At 72.3% G+C, this 15235-nt stretch carries 11 protein-coding genes; 7 read left to right on the top strand and 4 right to left on the bottom strand.

The annotated features are described in order from the left end of the window. The first annotated feature begins 2 nt into the window (after window positions 1-2). The 7 genes from OUQ99_RS18345 to OUQ99_RS18315 all read left to right on the top strand — a co-directional run bounded on the left by OUQ99_RS18345 (window position 3) and on the right by OUQ99_RS18315 (window position 8742). On the top strand, window positions 3-596 hold the full coding sequence (locus OUQ99_RS18345) for a hypothetical protein (protein WP_267944994.1): 594 nt from the start codon (window positions 3-5) through the stop codon (window positions 594-596). A 150-nt stretch (window positions 597-746) separates the two neighbouring features. Next, entirely contained in the window at window positions 747-965 is a 219-nt protein-coding gene (locus OUQ99_RS18340) for a hypothetical protein (RefSeq protein WP_267944993.1), read from the top strand. A gap of 244 nt (window positions 966-1209) precedes the next feature. After that, window positions 1210-1683: a nitroreductase/quinone reductase family protein gene (locus tag OUQ99_RS18335; RefSeq protein WP_267944992.1), complete on the top strand. Its 474-nt coding sequence runs from the start codon at window positions 1210-1212 to the stop codon at window positions 1681-1683. A 362-nt stretch (window positions 1684-2045) separates the two neighbouring features. Continuing rightward, entirely contained in the window at window positions 2046-5483 is a 3438-nt protein-coding gene (locus OUQ99_RS18330) for a phosphodiester glycosidase family protein (RefSeq protein ID WP_267944991.1), read from the top strand. Between the two features lie 115 nt (window positions 5484-5598). After that, window positions 5599-6051 (top strand): CoA-binding protein, encoded by a 453-nt coding sequence (locus OUQ99_RS18325; protein ID WP_267944990.1) that lies wholly within the window; start codon window positions 5599-5601, stop codon window positions 6049-6051. A 774-nt stretch (window positions 6052-6825) separates the two neighbouring features. Further along, on the top strand, window positions 6826-8172 hold the full coding sequence (locus OUQ99_RS18320) for a condensation domain-containing protein (protein WP_267944989.1): 1347 nt from the start codon (window positions 6826-6828) through the stop codon (window positions 8170-8172). Window positions 8173-8469: 297 nt separating this feature from the next. Next, window positions 8470-8742 carry a phosphopantetheine-binding protein gene (locus OUQ99_RS18315; protein WP_267944988.1) on the top strand — a complete coding sequence of 91 codons (273 nt, stop codon included), beginning with the start codon at window positions 8470-8472 and terminating at the stop codon, window positions 8740-8742. A gap of 33 nt (window positions 8743-8775) precedes the next feature. Here the strand turns inward: OUQ99_RS18315 and OUQ99_RS18310 are convergent, their stop codons facing one another. The 4 genes from OUQ99_RS18310 to OUQ99_RS18295 form a co-directional block, all read right to left on the bottom strand. Next, window positions 8776-10056: a condensation domain-containing protein gene (locus OUQ99_RS18310; RefSeq protein ID WP_267944987.1), complete on the bottom strand. Its 1281-nt coding sequence runs from the start codon at window positions 10054-10056 to the stop codon at window positions 8776-8778. Next, window positions 10053-11195 (bottom strand): acyl-CoA dehydrogenase family protein, encoded by a 1143-nt coding sequence (locus OUQ99_RS18305; RefSeq protein WP_267944986.1) that lies wholly within the window; start codon window positions 11193-11195, stop codon window positions 10053-10055. The genes OUQ99_RS18310 and OUQ99_RS18305 overlap by 4 nt, the downstream gene beginning before the upstream one ends. 73 nt (window positions 11196-11268) lie before the next feature. Then, complete coding sequence (locus tag OUQ99_RS18300; protein WP_267944985.1) at window positions 11269-12447, bottom strand: threonine synthase; 1179 nt, start codon at window positions 12445-12447, stop codon at window positions 11269-11271. A gap of 106 nt (window positions 12448-12553) precedes the next feature. Beyond that, the gene (locus tag OUQ99_RS18295) at window positions 12554-15235 is read right to left on the bottom strand and encodes a condensation domain-containing protein (protein ID WP_267944984.1); all 2682 of its coding nucleotides are present in this window, start codon (window positions 15233-15235) and stop codon (window positions 12554-12556) included.

Here is a 15235-nt window from a genome sequence, read left to right as displayed (position 1 = left end):
CCATGGACGGGAACGGTGTCGGACACGCCGCGAACAGCGGCCTCGCGCGCCCCGGCGGGACGGACCCACACGTCGCGGACGCCGCCGCATTCCCCGGGAAGGCCGATGCCCGGCGCAGGCCCTCGCCGGCGTTCTCCCTTGTCCTGCTGCTCCTGATCGCGGGCGTGGCCTATGTGGGCTCTGCCGGGCTCGACCAGAGCCTGAGAGCGGCGCGGGGCGAAGGGGCCCCGGGGGTGTTCACCGTGTCCGCTCTCAGCTGCGTCCACCACCCCGGGCACGAGTCGTGCACCTGCCACGGCCGCTACACACCGGACTCCGGCGGAGAGGCGCGCGGCGTCTACCTCCACGCCGCCGGACGTGACACCTGCCGGGAGGGTGAGGAGATCCCGGCGGTCGACGTGGGCGCCGCGAACCGGGTCTACGGACCGGACGGTTCGCGCGAGTGGATCCTGCCCTCGGTTCTCCTCGTGGGATCCGCGGCGGCGGTCAGCGGTATGACGGTGAGGTGGGTCCGCCATGTGCGCGGGATCATGAGGGCGGGGCGGTCGAGCCAGGGCGCACGACCGCGGCCATCGGATACGCAGGACGCCCGATAGCGTCTCGCGGTGTCCTCGTCGGACGCCCCTTCGAGGGGTCGGGCCGAACATGGCCCCGGTCCAGGTCCCGTTCCCGGAGTCTCTGGGCGCCCTGGCCGGTTCCGGCTGTGCGCTGCGAAGAGTCTCTGCGGTGCCGCACACTCGGCGGACATGGCGACCGATCCCGTGCTCCACTCCGTCCGCGACTACTACTGGGGCCGCATCTACTGCGAAGGCCCCGAAGAGTACGAAGGAGAATACGGGCACCTCACCGATGACGGCCCCTTCTTCGCTGTGGAGGATCAGATCACCATCCAGGTGGTCAACAGCCGCCTTGTGGAACAGGAGGACGCCGACGTCGAGCTGAACTCCGTCCAGGACGATGGTTGATGCAGGTCGACCTGGACCTCCGGGGGCCGGACGACGCCCGGTGGGTGAGTATCGGTGCCCCGTAGGTGGTCCACCCGGCCCACGTCTGGTGAAGTCCCGTACCTCCTTCCGTCAACCGTCCTCTTCGGGTACCCGTTCCCTGGGGAGCGGCTTCGGAGGTGGGACTCGTGTTCGGTCCGGGGCCGGTCTGCCGTGGCGGCGTGGACCGTGGTGGACTCGGCATCGTCGCCCGTACGATGCGGTCATGGGACTGTTGACCCCGCTCGCCGTGCGGATCGGCGCCATCTCCTGGATGCCGAGACTGCTGCCCCAGATCACCCGACTCGATCGGGGCCTTCAACGGGTCAGCCGCGGGTACATCGGGATACTCGACATCGTCGGCCTGCCGAACATCATGCTCACGGTCAACGGGCGGATCAGCGGTGAGCTTCGAAGGACGCCCCTGCTGTGTGTTCGCGACGGCGCGCATCTGCTCGTCGCCGGTTCGTCCTTCGGTGCGCCCAGGACACCTCAGTGGGTGCACAACCTCAGGGAGGCCCCCACCTCCCTCGTCGAGAAATCGGGTCGGAGCGTCGAGGTCGAGGCAGAGGAACTCACGTCGCACGAACGTGAGCGGGCCTGGGCGCTCATGTGCGTGGTCTGGCCCAACTACGCCCTGTACGAGCGACGCACGGACCGCCTCATCCCCGTCTTCCGGCTGACCCCGGTCTCCGCCTGACGCCCGTCAGCTCCGGTGCGGACCGCCGCAGAAGGGGTCGCACGGCCTCGGCCGTTGGGGAGCAAAGCGCCCGTACCACCTCGCTCCGGGGACGCGTGGGTCTGATGTGTGCAGTGGGACTCCGCATGACGAACGCGCTGTCTTCAGGTGAAATCTGGAGACGGGCGGTCCTGCCCGGGGACCGTTTCGACGCCGATGGCCGGTGAGTGTGTCCGCTGGTCAGACCTCCGCGTGGACGGCCCCGGCGAGGGAGATGAACAGGATTCGGGGTCCGTTCACTTCCTACACAAACGATCGGCTTGATGGTAGGAAGTCAACGCAGAGGGCTCTCCGCTATCCCCCGAGCCGCACGGAGGCTTCCCATGATTCGCCGGTGGTCGATCCGCTCACGCACGGGTACCGCGGTGGCCGCGGGTTCCGTCCTGGTGCTCACCCTCTCCCTCGCCCCGGTCGCCCAGGCGAGCACGGCGCGTGAGGACCCGCGCGAGCACACCGGGTTCAGCGAGACCGTCGAGATCCCGCCGGGCGGCTCGGCCGCCACGGTCGAGGATCCGGAGCCGCGGCTGGAGACGTTCAACGCGGAGCGCCCGGTCGCCCCCGGTGTCACGCTGAACTCGTTCGAGGCCTACGGGCCGGACGGCTACACCGGGACGCCCACCTGGTTGCAGGCCGACCTGTTGACCGCCGACCTCACCGGCGGGGTGAGCGTCGACTACCTGTTCCCCGGCCGGGTGACCGAGCGGGAGCCGTTGAGCGTCCAGGCGGACCGGGCCGGTGCGGTCGCCGCGGTGAACGGCGACTTCTTCGACATCAACGCCTCCGGTGCGCCGCAGGGCGTGGCCGTGCAGGGCGGTGAGGTGATCCAGTCCCCGGCCACCAACGACTACCGCGGGTCGGCGGCGATCTTCACGCCCGACGGGCTCGGCTCGATCGGGGAGGTGTTCTTCGAGGGGACCGTCGAGCTGCCGACCGGGGAGACGCCGTCGCTGGACGCGATCAACAAACCGGCGCTGGCGACCGGCGGGATCGCCGCGTTCACCCCGTTGTGGGGGACGTACTGCCGGTGCCGGGCGGTCGAGGGGGCGACGGAGACGCTGGAGGTCGTCGTCACCGACGGTGTCGTCTCCGAGATCGTGGAGGAGCCCCGCGAGGGCGGGATCGCCGACGATTCCTTCGTCCTGGTCGGTCGCGAGAGCGGCGCCGCAGCGTTGTCCGACCTGGCCGTGGGCGACCCGGTCGGCATCGACTACGACGCGCGGGCCGGCGGGGAGCAGGAGCTCCACGCCGCGCTGAACGGCCGTCAGCTGCTCGTCGTCGACGGGGAGGTCCAGCGGGCCGGCCAGGGCAACAACACCCCGGGCGCCCCGCGCACGGCCATCGGCTTCTCCGAGGACGGCTCGCAGATGTTCCTGCTCAGCGTGGACGGCCGGCAGCCGTCGTTCGCCGAGGGCGTCGGCCTGGACGAACTGGGCGAGATGATGGTGGAGGCCGGCGCGCACACCGCGCTCAACCTCGACGGCGGCGGCTCGACCACCATGGTGGCGCGGGAGCCCGGCGCGGAGCAGGTGCGGGTCGAGAACCGGCCCTCGGACGGCCAGGAGCGCCTCGTCCCCAACGGGCTCGCCCTGTTCGCCCCCGAGGGCAGCGGCCGGCTCGACGGCTTCTGGGTCGAGACCCTGCTCGAACCCGGACGCGGCGACGGCCCCGCCTATGTCGCACCGACCCGGCCCGACCGGGTCTTCCCCGGCCTGAGGCGGACGCTCACCGCAGCCGGTCACGACGAGACCTACGCACCGGTTCAGGCCGATCCGCACTGGCGGTCCGGTGACAACCGGGTCGGCACGGTGGACCGGGACGGCGTGTTCACCGCGCGTTCGGCGGGCACCGCCACCGTCACGGCCCGCCAGCGGAGTGCCACGGGGGACATCGAGTTGACGGTGCTGGGCGAGCTGGCCCGGCTCGAGACCACGTCCGGGCGGGTGGGGCTCGCCGACGCCGAGGCGTCCGCGGTGGTCGGGGTGACCGGCTACGACTCCCGTGGGTTCGCCGCGCCGGTCGAGCCGGCCGATGTCGAGCTGGACATCGATGAAAGCGTCGCGCGGGTCTCGGTGACCGAGGACGGGCGGTTCGAGGTCCGGGCCGTCACCGACAGCGGGGCCACGGTCGCCACCGTCCGGGTCGCCGGCGTGGAGACGAGCTTCGCGGTCACCGTCGGCCTGGAGGAGACCGTCGTCGCCGATTTCGAGGATGCGGCCGACTGGTCCTACTTCGGCGAGCGCGCGGACGGAGGCGTTGCCGTGGCCGAGGGTCGGGACGGCGCCGCGGTGGGTTTGACCTACGACTTCACCGCTTCGACCGGGACCCGTACCGGCGGTGTCCTGCCGCCCGGCAGGGAGCTGGAGATCCCCGGCCAGCCGCAGGAACTGCGTGCCTGGGTGCACGCCGAGGGCAACGGGGAGTGGGCCAGCCTCCAGGTCTGGGACGGCTCAGGCCAGCTGCTGCCCGCGCTGCGTGCCGGCTACCTCGACGAACCGGGGTGGCAGCAGCTGGTCTTCGAGGTGCCGCCGGGCACGCAGTACCCGCTGTCGCTGCGCCGCCTCTACTTCGCCGAGACCGACCCGGGCGCCGGCTATCACGGCGAGGTGGTCGTCGACGAGCTGACCGCGATGGTGCCGCCGCCGGTGGACCTGCCGCCCGCCGAACCGGTCGTCGACCCGGTGGTGGCGCCCGGCCGGGCCGTGGCCGGCCAGGACTGGCGGTTCGCCGTCCTGTCCGACGCCCAGTTCGTCGCCCGTGCCCCGGACAGCGGGATCGTCGCCCAGACACGGCGTGCGCTCCGCGAGATCCGGGCCAGTGACGCCGAGTTCCTCGTCATCAACGGCGACCTGGTCGACGAGGCCGCCCCGGAGGACTTCGCGCTGGCCCGGCGCATCCTCGACGAGGAGCTGGAGGGCGAGCTGCCCTACTACTACGTGCCGGGCAACCACGAGGTGTCCGAGGGCACGCTGGACAACTTCCGGGAGGCGTTCGGGGAGACCCGGCACGTGGTCGACCACCACGGCACCAGGTTCATCTTCCTGGACACGGCGCGGTTCTCCTATCGGGCGGGCGACTGGTCGCAGCTGCCGCTGCTGCGCGAAGAGCTCGACCGCGCGGCCGACGACCCCGCCGTGTCGTCGGTCGTGGTGGCCCAGCACGTGCCCCTGCGCGATCCGCTGCCGACCCGGGCGAGCGAGCTGTCGGACCGCAAGGAGGCGGTCACCGTCGAGGGTTGGCTGGCCGAGTTCCAGTCCGGGAGCGGCAAGGGCGCGGCGTTCATCGGCGCGCACGTCGGCGTGTTCCACGCGGACCGGGTGGACGGCGTGCCCTACGTCATCAACGGCAACGTCGGCAAGAACCCCTCGGCCGGTCCCGCGGACGGCGGCTTCACCGGCTGGTCCTTGTGGGGTGTGGACACCGGCGGCGATCCCGCGGAGGACTGGGTGGCGACCGAGCTGCGCCCCCACGTGGACGGGTTGGTACTGGAGGCGCCGGCCTCGGTGGGTGTCGGTGAAGAGGTCGAGGTCACCGCGACGGTGGACAACGACGGCACCGCGGTGCCGGTCCTCTACCCGGTGAGCGCGGACTGGTCCGGTTCCGACGGCGTCCACATCGGCCCGGCCGGGGATGCCGGGGCCGACCACGTCGCCGCGTTCGACCCGGCGACGGGCCGGTTCAGCGCGCTGGGGGAGGGGACGGTCGACCTCGCCGTCACGGTGAACGGCGTCACCGAACAGGTGACCATCGCTGTGAAGCCCTGACGCCTGTACCCCGGCCACGTGGGGGCGGGGGTGCGCCGTCGCCCCCGCCCTTCAGCTGCGTCCACCGCTCTCCCGGGGCCCGAGCCGGGGCGCGGGAATCGGTGGCACGCCGGGGATGTTCTCCACGAACATGACCGAGCCGTGGCTGGACCCGAAGACCATCGACCACCTCCTCGACGACACCCGGACCTGGGCCGTCGTCGGCCTGTCGAACGACCAGGGGCGTACCGCCTACCGGATCGCAGAGTTGCTGCAGGCCAGGGGCAAGCGGATCGTCCCGGTCCACCCCGGGGCCGCCGCCGCGGGTGAGGAGGTCCTCGGGGAGAGGGCCTACGCGACGCTGGCCGACGCGGCCGCCGCCGTCGGCACCATCGACGTCGTCGACGTCTTCCGCCGTTCGGAGGCGGCCGGCGAGTTCGCCGACCAGGCCGTCGCGATCGGCGCCGGCGGTGTGTGGTTCCAGCTCGGCGTCCTCGACGAGGAGGCGTTCCGGCGCACGCGGGAGGCCGCAGTGCCGATGGTGATGGACACCTGCCCCGCCATCGAGTGGGGCAAGCGCGGCGCCTGAGCGGTGGCGTCCGGTCGTGCCGGGTGGCGTTCTCCGACGACTCCCGGCACGCGCCGTCCCGGGCCCCGGGTCCCGGTCTCTTCCCGCGTAAGAGCTCATCTCGAAGGCCCTGCGAGGTGCCCTGCGCCTGGCGTGATCACACGCTGTGAGTGCCGTGTTGCCTTGAGGGCTCTGGGGGTTCCTCCGGCCACCGCCGCCTCGCGCACCGGAGCCGGTACACGCCGGAGCCTCCATCACACCCGGCAGGAAACGATCCGGTGGGGGCCGTAGGCGGCGTGCACCGGCCCGCTGGCCGTGATCGTCCTCCCATGACCAGCGCGAACGTCACCGCTCACCGAAAAGGAAACTGTCCTGGGCGGTGTCTGCCAGCTCGCCGCCCTGTCCGTGCTCGGCACAGACCCGTGCGGTGCCGCCCCGAACTGTTCGAAGGGCGTCCGTCCGGGATCGGGCCGACCCCGGAACCGTAACTCTGCGAATTCGGCCCCGGTATTCGTCCGTGGCCATTGCGCCCCTCTCGCCGTTGACGCCTCCCCGACTGCTCTATGCTGCCCCACGCATTGCGGGAGTGTTCGGGAAGCGGCGGTGCGTCTTGTCGGGAGAAAGGCCTGGAAATTTCGGATGGAACTGCTAGAATTCTCCGCAAGCATTATTTTCGGGAATCCGGTGTCCTGCTTTTTCGAAGGCAGGGCAACGGCGGGTTTCGAACGAAGTCCGAACGCCGGTCCCCGCAGCGCTCGTTGACGAGACACCCGCTCCGACGGAAGAGGGTCCACCATGGTCGCCGACCGCCGCGCCGACATCCCCTTCGAGGCGTGGGGCGGCGCAGATCCGCAGTACGGCAGGCTGACCTGCGGTCAGCGTTTCATCTGGGACATCATCGCCGACCTCGCCCCGAACGACGAGCACCTCAACTCGGAGCTCCTGTTGGACGTTCCCGGTGGCACGGAGCTCGAGGTGGTCCTTCGTTCGGTCCGCGCACTGGTGGAACGCCACGCCTCGCTGCGCACCCTGTACACCGTGGACGAGGAGGGGGAGCCCGTCCAACAGGCGCACGCGCGGGGGACGATCCCCGTGGCGGTGATCGACACGGAGGAGGACGCCGAGCGGGTGGCGGAGGAGACCGCGCGGGCGAGCGCGGGCGAGCGGTTCTGCCTGGACGCCGAGTTGCCGGTCAGGTTCTCGGTGGTCACCCAGGAGGGAGCCCCCCGGGTCCTCGTCCTCGTCCTCTCGCACATCGTCGTCGACATCTGGGGCCTTCGCCTCCTCGTCGAGCAGACCGGCAGGCTCCTCGAAGGACAGCACCCCGACGACGTCCTTCCCGCCGACCCGTGGCAGCCACTGGACCAGCTCGCGTACGAGGAATCACCCGCCGGTCGGCGCAAGCTCGAGCGGGCGCACAGATTCCTGCGTGAGAGCCTGGCCGACGTCCCCGCGGGCCCCTTCCCCGATTCCGCGCGAGTGCGGCCCCAGCCGAACCGCTACTGGATGGGCGAGCTCCTCTCGCAGGCGCCCGACAAGGCCGCCCGCCTCCTGGCCCGGCACCTGGGCGTCAGCGCCTCGTCGGTCCTCATCGCCGTCGCGGCGATCACCCTGCACCGGCTCTGCGGGGTGACGGAGTTCGGTTTCTCGCTGCGGACCCTCAACCGCTACGACGCCAGGACGCAGACCGCCGTGGGGCACTACTCACAGGAGCTCCCGCTCGTGCTGCGCCGTCTGGACCGGGAGCTGCCCGACATAGCGGGCGAGGTGCAGCGCAGTGCGGTCTCGATGCTGCGGTGCCCCTACTACTGGCCTCCGGAAATGCGCCGCATCAGGGAGGAGGCCGTGCCCCCCGCGCGTTCGAACGCCACGATCAACTACATCGGCAAACCGGGGGGCGGGCCGGCGGAAGCGGAGGACATCCCCGCCGCGGAGCTTCTCGCCGACGCCGGGAACGCCCGGTTCCGATGGCTGTTCGAACACAGCGAGGAGAAGATCCAGTTCCTCCTCTCCTCGCATCCGCGCAGCCTCTCATGCCTCGTCGACACGGCCTTTCTGCCGCCCGAACTCGCGGAACGGTACCTGCGCACGGTCCAGGACTCGCTCGTGGACCTGGCCCTCTCGGCGGTCCACGGACACTAGCGGGTGCGGGATCCGACGGCCGCGGTTCGCGCGCGTGCGGGTGGGGAGCGGTCGCTCCCGCGGTCCGTCCTCCGCCGTGTCCACGGTCGGGGAGCCGCCGCGCCCCCTCACGGGGAGGGGCACGGAGAACCGGCGACCCCCACGTGTGCGGGTCCCTGCCGACGGCGCGAGGACGGCCCGGCACGAAGTCCTTTCGTCAGTCCTGTTTCCCCGAGGAAGGGCTGTTGACAGTTCTGCGGGCCGCTCAGTACTGTTCACTCGAAATGCCGGGAGCACAGAGGGTTGGGCGGTCGATTCATGGGATCCGATGTTCGTGCTATTACCGATGAGGAAGTCCTTGGCGTCGTTATATCCGGTCTTCCCGGTTTCAGGAACACCGAACAGCTGACCCCGCAATCGGACCTCTGGGCCGCCGGGATGGATTCCCTGTCCAATATCTCCGTCATGGTGGCGATCGAAGGCGAGTTCGATATCGAATTCCCGGACGAGTTCCTGACGCCCGAGGTTTTCACCAGTGCCGCGAACATCGCGGAGGCGGTCCGCGCGATCCTCGGCGGCCGGACCGGCTGACGGCCCGCCCGAGGTGGGGGCGGGCCGCGCTTCTCACACCTGCCGCACCGGGTCCAGGCTCACCTCCCGCAGGGTCTGGGCGGACCCCTCGGCGATGCCGATCAGTCCGGCCTCGATGGCGGCGGCCGTCCTGGCCGGGCCGTCGCCGGGCATGAGGCGCTCGCTGGCCCCCACGCCGATCAGCACCCCCTCGCCCACGGCGATCGCCAGGTGCAGGTTCGCGCCGGTGCGCTGGCCGGACCCGCGCCACTGGGCCCCGGTCAGCAGGGGGGAACCCGGCGCGGGCTCCGCGTCCACCGCGCCCAGGAAGTTGAAGTGCCTGGCGAAGCCGGTCGGCTCGGGGTCGGGCTCTCCCTGGTCGCGCAGCCGCGCCGCGAGCGCGTCGACGTCGTAGGAGCCGTGCATGTAGGCCGACAGGCACTGCACGTAGGTGGCCTTGAGGAAGTCCAGGGGGTGGGCGTCCTCGTCGACGGCCACGGTCACCGGGGCGTACTGGTTGAGCGAGCCGACCACCCTTGCCCAGCGCTCGTCGACCCGGTTGGCGGCCATCAGCGCGAAGGTGGGCCTGTCGCGCGCCTCGAACCGGGAGACCGCCAGGGCGCCGACGCCGAGCAGCACGGACTGGACCGACACCCGCAGGTCCTCCGAGAGCTTCCGCGCGGCGGCCAGGCCCTCCAGGCTGTAGACCGAGGCCCGGCGGCGCCTGCTGGTGTCGGCCGGGTCGCGGTCCCCCAGGTCCTTCCAGACCCCCGCCCAGTGGCGCAGGCTCCGTTCGCCGGCCTCAGGGCGATCCCGCTGCTCCAGGGCCAGGTCCAGGGGCTGGGGCCCGGGCTCGGGGTCCCGTCCCTGGAGGAGGCGGCCGAAGTCCTCCTCCAGGACGGCCAGCGCGGCGTTGTCCGCAGCCACGTGGTGGATGGCGGTCACCAGGTAGAGCGGTTCGCCCTCGAAGGTGGCCACGGCCGCGCGCCAGGGCCGGCCCGCGTCGACCGGGATCGGTTCGGCCGCGTACCCGGCGGCCAGTCCCAGCGCGGCGGCCGCGGTGTCCTCGGCCAGTTCGACCGCCGGGACCTGCGACGGCTCGAAGGGGTGCACGCGCTGGGCGGGGGTTCCCTCGGCCGTGTACGAGCTCCGCAGGCCCTCGTGGGCCTCGACCAGGCGCAGCCAGGCGTCCATGACCTGGGCGGTCCCGACCCCGAACGGCACCTCCCAGGCGCTGGTCAGGTTCGCGACCGCCTGTGCGCCGGGGCCGTGCACGGCGAGGGAGCGCAGGACGGAGAGCTGGCCGTGCGTGAGCGGCCCGGTCCGCGCGCTCATGAGCGGGCCGCCTTCATGGCGTAGGCGCTCAGCAGGGTCTGCTGGATCTGGGAGGTGCCCTCGATGATCTCCAGCACCTTGGCGTCCCGGTAGTACCTCTGCACGGGCGCCTCGGCGCCGATGCCCTGCGCCCCGTGGATCTGGACCGCGTGGTCGGCCGCCCGCACCGCCACGGTCGAGCTCCGGTACTTGGCCATGAGGGTGTGGTGCACGGCGTCGGGGTCGCCCTGTTCCACGCTGACCCCGGCGTGGTGGCACAGCAGCCGTGCCGCCATGGTGTCCGTGGCCATGTCGGCGAGCATCTGCTGGACCAGCTGGTGGTTGGCGATCTCGGTCCCGTACTGCACGCGCCGGCCCGCGTACCGGGCGGACTCCTCCAGGCAGGCCTGTGCCAGGCCCACCGCGCCCCAGGCGGTGCTGTACCTGCCCAGGTCGAGGGCGTTGGAGGCGACGAAGGCGAGTCCCATCCCGGCCCTGCCGAGCAGTCGGGCGGAGGGGATGCGGCAGTCGTCCAGGGTGATGCGGCCCAGCAGCGATCCGCGCAGGCCCATCAGCCCCCGGACGGGCTCCACGGACAGGCCCGGGGTGTTGCGCTCCACGAGGAAGGCGGTGTGCTGTCCCTCGAGCGAGGCGAACACGAGGAAGAGGTCGGCGGTCTGCGCGAAGCTGATCCACTTCTTGGCGCCCCGCAGGACGATCTCCTCGCCGTCCCGGGTCGCGGTGGTCGCGACCGCTTTGGCGTCGCTGCCCACACCGGGTTCGGTCAGGGCGAACGCGGCCGTGACCTCGCCCGAGACGATGCGCCCCAGCCACCGGTCCCGCTGTTCCGGGGTGCCCCACCTGGCCAGGGACAGCGCGACCATGTCCTGGCACGCCACGAAGTTGCGCACGGTCTGGCAGGCGCGGCCGAGCTGCTCCGAGAGCAGTCCGTACTCGACCATGGGCATGCCCGCGCCGCCGAGCGCCTCGGGGACGGTGGCCCCGAGGTATCCCCGCTCCGCGAGCAGGGCGACCACCTCGGGGGAGAGGGTCTGCTCGGCGTCGAAACCGTCCGCGAGGGGGGCCAGGTGTTCGTCGGCGAAGGCGCGGAACCCGCCGAGGCGGTCGGACTGGTGCTTGGTGAGGTGTGTGAGTGTCAACGGGGTCCTCGGCGTGGTGCGGTTCTGTGGGTCGGTGGTCCGGGTCCGCCCGCTGCGGTCCGCGGGCGGCGCGCTAGTCGGGTCTGCGTGCGGTGCGGGGGTCGTCTCCGCCGGTCAGGTTGGCCAGGACCACCTGGTCGGGGGTGAGGCGTCCGGCCGCCGCCTCGTTGCGCAGGGCGGCGACGGTGGCGGCGGAGGAGTGGCACACTTCCAGCCCCTCCACCTTGTGGAGCAGTGTGCGCGCCTCGACCAGCTCCTCCTGGCCGACCTCGACGATGCCGCCGCCGGTGCCGGCGGCGACGTCCCTCATGTACGGGTAGGTGGCCCGGGCGTCGCCCAGCAGGATGGCGCGGGCGAGGCCGGCGGGGTCCTTGACCACGTCGTCCTCGGTGAGCTCTTCGCGCCCCTCCCGCCATGCCCTGGCCATGGGCGCGCAGGTGTCCTGCTGGACCATCAGCATGCGGGGCACCGCGGTGAGCCGTCCGGTCGCCACGTACTCCTCGGCGCCCTTGCGTGCCGCCAGCATCCCCATGCCGCTGCTGACGGCCTGCACGACGACGTCGGGCTGGACGTCCATGGAGTCGAAGGCCTCCAGGTAGGTCAGCTTCAGGCCCTCGCGGCGGGCCCAGTTGAAGAAGCCGCCCTCCCACACGAGCCCGTTCTCCTCGGCGAAGCGCTGCGCGGCGCGGCTGGCCTCCGCGTAGCTGCCGTCCACGACGGTGAGGGGGGTGCGTTCGCCGGGTTCGGCGCGGTGGTCGCCCGCGAACTCGCGGCCGCAGAAGAAGTGCGCGCGCATCGAGCCGTCGTGCTCGACGGCGCGGGCCAGGGACGTGGAGCTGTTGCCGGTGCTGGAGGCCACCCACTCCTCGATGCCGAACTGCCGGAACACGGCCAGGACCACGGAGGCGAGCCGGTCCTTGGTGGTTCCGGTCGGCTGGCGGGACTCGTCCTTGACCCAGAGGTTGGGCAGGCCCAGCAGGGCGCCGAGCTCGGGGGCGGGGCGGCAGGGCGTGCGCACGCTGATCCCCGCCGCGGGGAGGAACCGCGGCTCGACCGGCAGGAAGTCCTGGTAGGCCAGTTCCGGTCGGCCGCTCTCGCGCGGGGCGGCGCCGTCCAGGTCCAGGCGGGGGTCGAGCGCGCCCGTACATCGTTCGCAGCGCAGTGTGAACTGCGGTTCGCACTGCCATCCGCACAGGAGGCAGGTCAGGGCGAAGGCGGGGGAGGGGGCGGAGGCGTCGGCGTCCACGGGCATGGAGGTCCTTTGCGCGAGAAGGATCGGGTGGTCGGGCGCCGGCTCTTCCGGTGGCGGGCGCGGGCGGGCGGCGCCGTTGCGGGCGGTCGGCCGGTGCGGTTCGGGGTCAGGCCGGCGGGGGAGGGGTGTCGCGGCGGACGCGCACCCCCAGCTTTTCGAGGTTCTCCAGGGCCTGGACGAGGCCGGTGCGGTCGTCGGGGCCCTGACGCATGGTGGTCAGGACGGTGGCCCGGCCGCCGTGCGCCCGCACGCTCTGTTCCAGTGCGGGGGCCAGGACGGGGTGTGCGCTGATCTCGACCAGGACGTCGTGCTCGGCCAGGAGCAGCTCGGTCGCCTCCGCCAGCAGGACGGTGTGCCGCAGGTTGCGTGCGAAGTAGGCCGCGGTGGCCTCCTGCCACTCCAGTTCCCGCCCGGTGACCGAGGAGATCATGGGGAGCCGTCCCGGCCGGGGGCGGAGTTCTCCCACGGCCCGTTCGAGGTCGTCCATGACCGGGTCGATGGCCGGGCTGTGCGCGGGCAGGTCGACGCGGACCATCGCGCACAGCACGTCGCGGGCCTGGAAGTCGGCGACGACGGCCCGCAGTTCGGCGCCGTCCCCGGCCAGCACGGTGGTCCTGGGGCCGTTGTGGGCGGCCACCTCCACCGTCGATCCGCGGGCGTCCAGGTGGGCGACGAGTTCCGCGGCCGACAGCTCGAAGACCGCCATGCCGCTGCCGCGGCCGGCGACGCGGCGCTGCTGGTCGCTGTAGTGGTGGATCAGCCGCATGGCGTCCGGGATGTCGAGGACGCCGGCGATGACGCAGGCGGCGACCTCGCCGAGGCTGTGGCCCGCGACCGCGCCCGGCCTCACGCCCGCGTCCTCGAGCCAGGCGGCGATGCCGATCTGGACGGCGCACAGCAGGGGCTGCATCACCCCCACGTCCCCGGACCGGATGTGCGGTTCGTCGAGGTGGAGCTCCTCCAGCAGGGACCAGCCGGTGTGCCGGGCCAGCTCGGCGTCGCACTCGCGCAGCACCGAGCGGAAGACCGGTTCGGTGCGGAGCAGTTCGCGCGCCATGCCCGCCCACTGCTGGCCGTAGGGGGAGCACACGAAGGCCACGTTCGGCGCCTGTGCGGCGGCCGCGGCCGGCCTGCCGGTGTCCGGGGCCTGCCGGGCGCCCTCGCGGCCCAGCTCGCTGATACGCAGGTCGGGGGTGGAGGCCGCGGCCTCCAGCAGGTCCAGGAAGTCCTGTGTGAGCTTCTCTGCGTCCTGGTGGGTGTACAGGTCGCGGGCGTAGGTGAGGCTGGTGTCCACCCCAGCGGGGGTCCTGTCGTCGGTGAAGTCCTCGATCAGCTCGAAGCGCAGGTCGAAGCGGGTGATCCCCTCCTCCACGGGTTCGCGCTCCACCGTCAGCCCGGGCAGTTCCAGGTCGGCGGCGGCAGTGTTCTGGAAGGCGAGCATGACCTGGATGAGCGGGTGCCAGGCGGGGGAGCGCTGCGGGGCGAGCGCCTGCACCAGGTGGTCGAAGGGCACGTCCTGGTGGGCGAAGGCGGCCAGGCACCTGCCGTGCGTCTGGGAGAGCAGTTCGCGGAAGGTCGGGTCGCCGTCGGTCCGGTTGCGCAGGACGAGCGTGTTGACGAAGAAGCCGACCAGGTCGTCCAGCGCCTCGTCGGTGCGGCCCGCGGTCGGGGTGCCGATGGCGATGTCCGTGCCGGCGCCCCTGCGCGTCAGCAGCGCGGCCAGCGTCGCCTGCACCACCATGAACACGCTGGTGCCGGTGGAGCGCGCCAGTTCCTGCAGTGCGCGGTGGGTGCGGGCGGGGACGCGGGCGGGGACCCGGCCGCCCCGGTGCGAGGGCACCGCCGGCCGGGGGCCGGTCGCGTCGATCTCCAGCCGGTCGGACAGCCCCTCCAGCTCCTCGCACCAGAAGCGGGTCTGCCGGTTCAGCGGGCTCTGCGGGTCCTGCGGTGAGCCGAGCAGCTCGCGGTGCCACAGGGTGTAGTCGACGTACTGGACCGCGAGGTCGGGCCAGGGCGGTTCCGCGCCGGCCCTGCGGGCGGAGTAGGCGGCGCCGATGTCGCGGACCAGCGGCGCCAGCGACCAGCCGTCGCAGGCGATGTGGTGCACCACCAGCAGCAGCACGTGCTCGCGTTCGCCCAGGCGCAGCAGCCGGGCGCGCAGCGGGGTCTGCGCCGTCAGGTCGAAGAGGTGGCCGGACTCCGCGGTCAGGATCCGGGCGAGGTCCTCCTCGCGGACGCGGTCGACCTCCAGGCCGACCGGGGCCTCCCCGGGGTCGAGCACGATCTGCTGGGGCCGCCCGTCCCAGTCCGGGTAGGCGGTGCGCAGGCTCTCGTGGCGGGCCACCAGGTCCTCCAGCGCCCGGCGCAGCGCCGCGACGTCCAGCTCGCCGCGCAGCCGGTAGGCCATGGGCATGTTGTAGTTGCCCGCGCCGCCGTGCAGGCGGTTGAGGAACCACAGCCGCCGCTGCGTGTACGAGAGCGGGATCTCCTCGGGCCGCTCGGCCGGGGCCAGCGGCGGGCGCGGGTCCTGGCCGGCCTCTCCCAGCCGCTCGGCGAGCTCGGCGACGGTGGGGGCGTCGAAGACCGCGCGCACGGGGAGGTCCACGCCCAGGACGGCCCGGATGCGCGTCGTCAGCCTGGTGGCCAGGAGCGAGTGCCCGCCCAGGTCGAGGAAGGAGTCGTTCACGGAGACCGACTCCACCCCGAGGACCTGGGAGAACAGGGAGCAGAGGAGGTCCTGCACCCGGTCGCGGGGCGGTCGGGCACCGCCGGTGCCGGTGGCGCCCAT

Source organism: Streptomonospora nanhaiensis (assembly GCF_026642255.1).
Taxonomy (GTDB): Bacteria; Actinomycetota; Actinomycetes; order Streptosporangiales; family Streptosporangiaceae; genus Nocardiopsis; species Nocardiopsis tropica.
Note: the sequence above shows the minus strand (reverse complement) of the source record. Positions and strands in the feature narration are given on the sequence as shown.

Coding starts and splice junctions, on each gene's coding strand:
- OUQ99_RS18345 (WP_267944994.1), top strand. CDS start 3: ATGGACGGGAACGGTGTCGGACACGCCGCGAACAGCGGCCTCGCGCGC.
- OUQ99_RS18340 (WP_267944993.1), top strand. CDS start 747: ATGGCGACCGATCCCGTGCTCCACTCCGTCCGCGACTACTACTGGGGC.
- OUQ99_RS18335 (WP_267944992.1), top strand. CDS start 1,210: ATGGGACTGTTGACCCCGCTCGCCGTGCGGATCGGCGCCATCTCCTGG.
- OUQ99_RS18330 (WP_267944991.1), top strand. CDS start 2,046: ATGATTCGCCGGTGGTCGATCCGCTCACGCACGGGTACCGCGGTGGCC.
- OUQ99_RS18325 (WP_267944990.1), top strand. CDS start 5,599: ATGTTCTCCACGAACATGACCGAGCCGTGGCTGGACCCGAAGACCATC.
- OUQ99_RS18320 (WP_267944989.1), top strand. CDS start 6,826: ATGGTCGCCGACCGCCGCGCCGACATCCCCTTCGAGGCGTGGGGCGGC.
- OUQ99_RS18315 (WP_267944988.1), top strand. CDS start 8,470: ATGGGATCCGATGTTCGTGCTATTACCGATGAGGAAGTCCTTGGCGTC.
- OUQ99_RS18310 (WP_267944987.1), bottom strand. CDS start 10,056: ATGAGCGCGCGGACCGGGCCGCTCACGCACGGCCAGCTCTCCGTCCTG.
- OUQ99_RS18300 (WP_267944985.1), bottom strand. CDS start 12,447: ATGCCCGTGGACGCCGACGCCTCCGCCCCCTCCCCCGCCTTCGCCCTG.
- OUQ99_RS18295 (WP_267944984.1), bottom strand. CDS start 15,235: ATGGGCGCCACCGGCACCGGCGGTGCCCGACCGCCCCGCGACCGGGTG.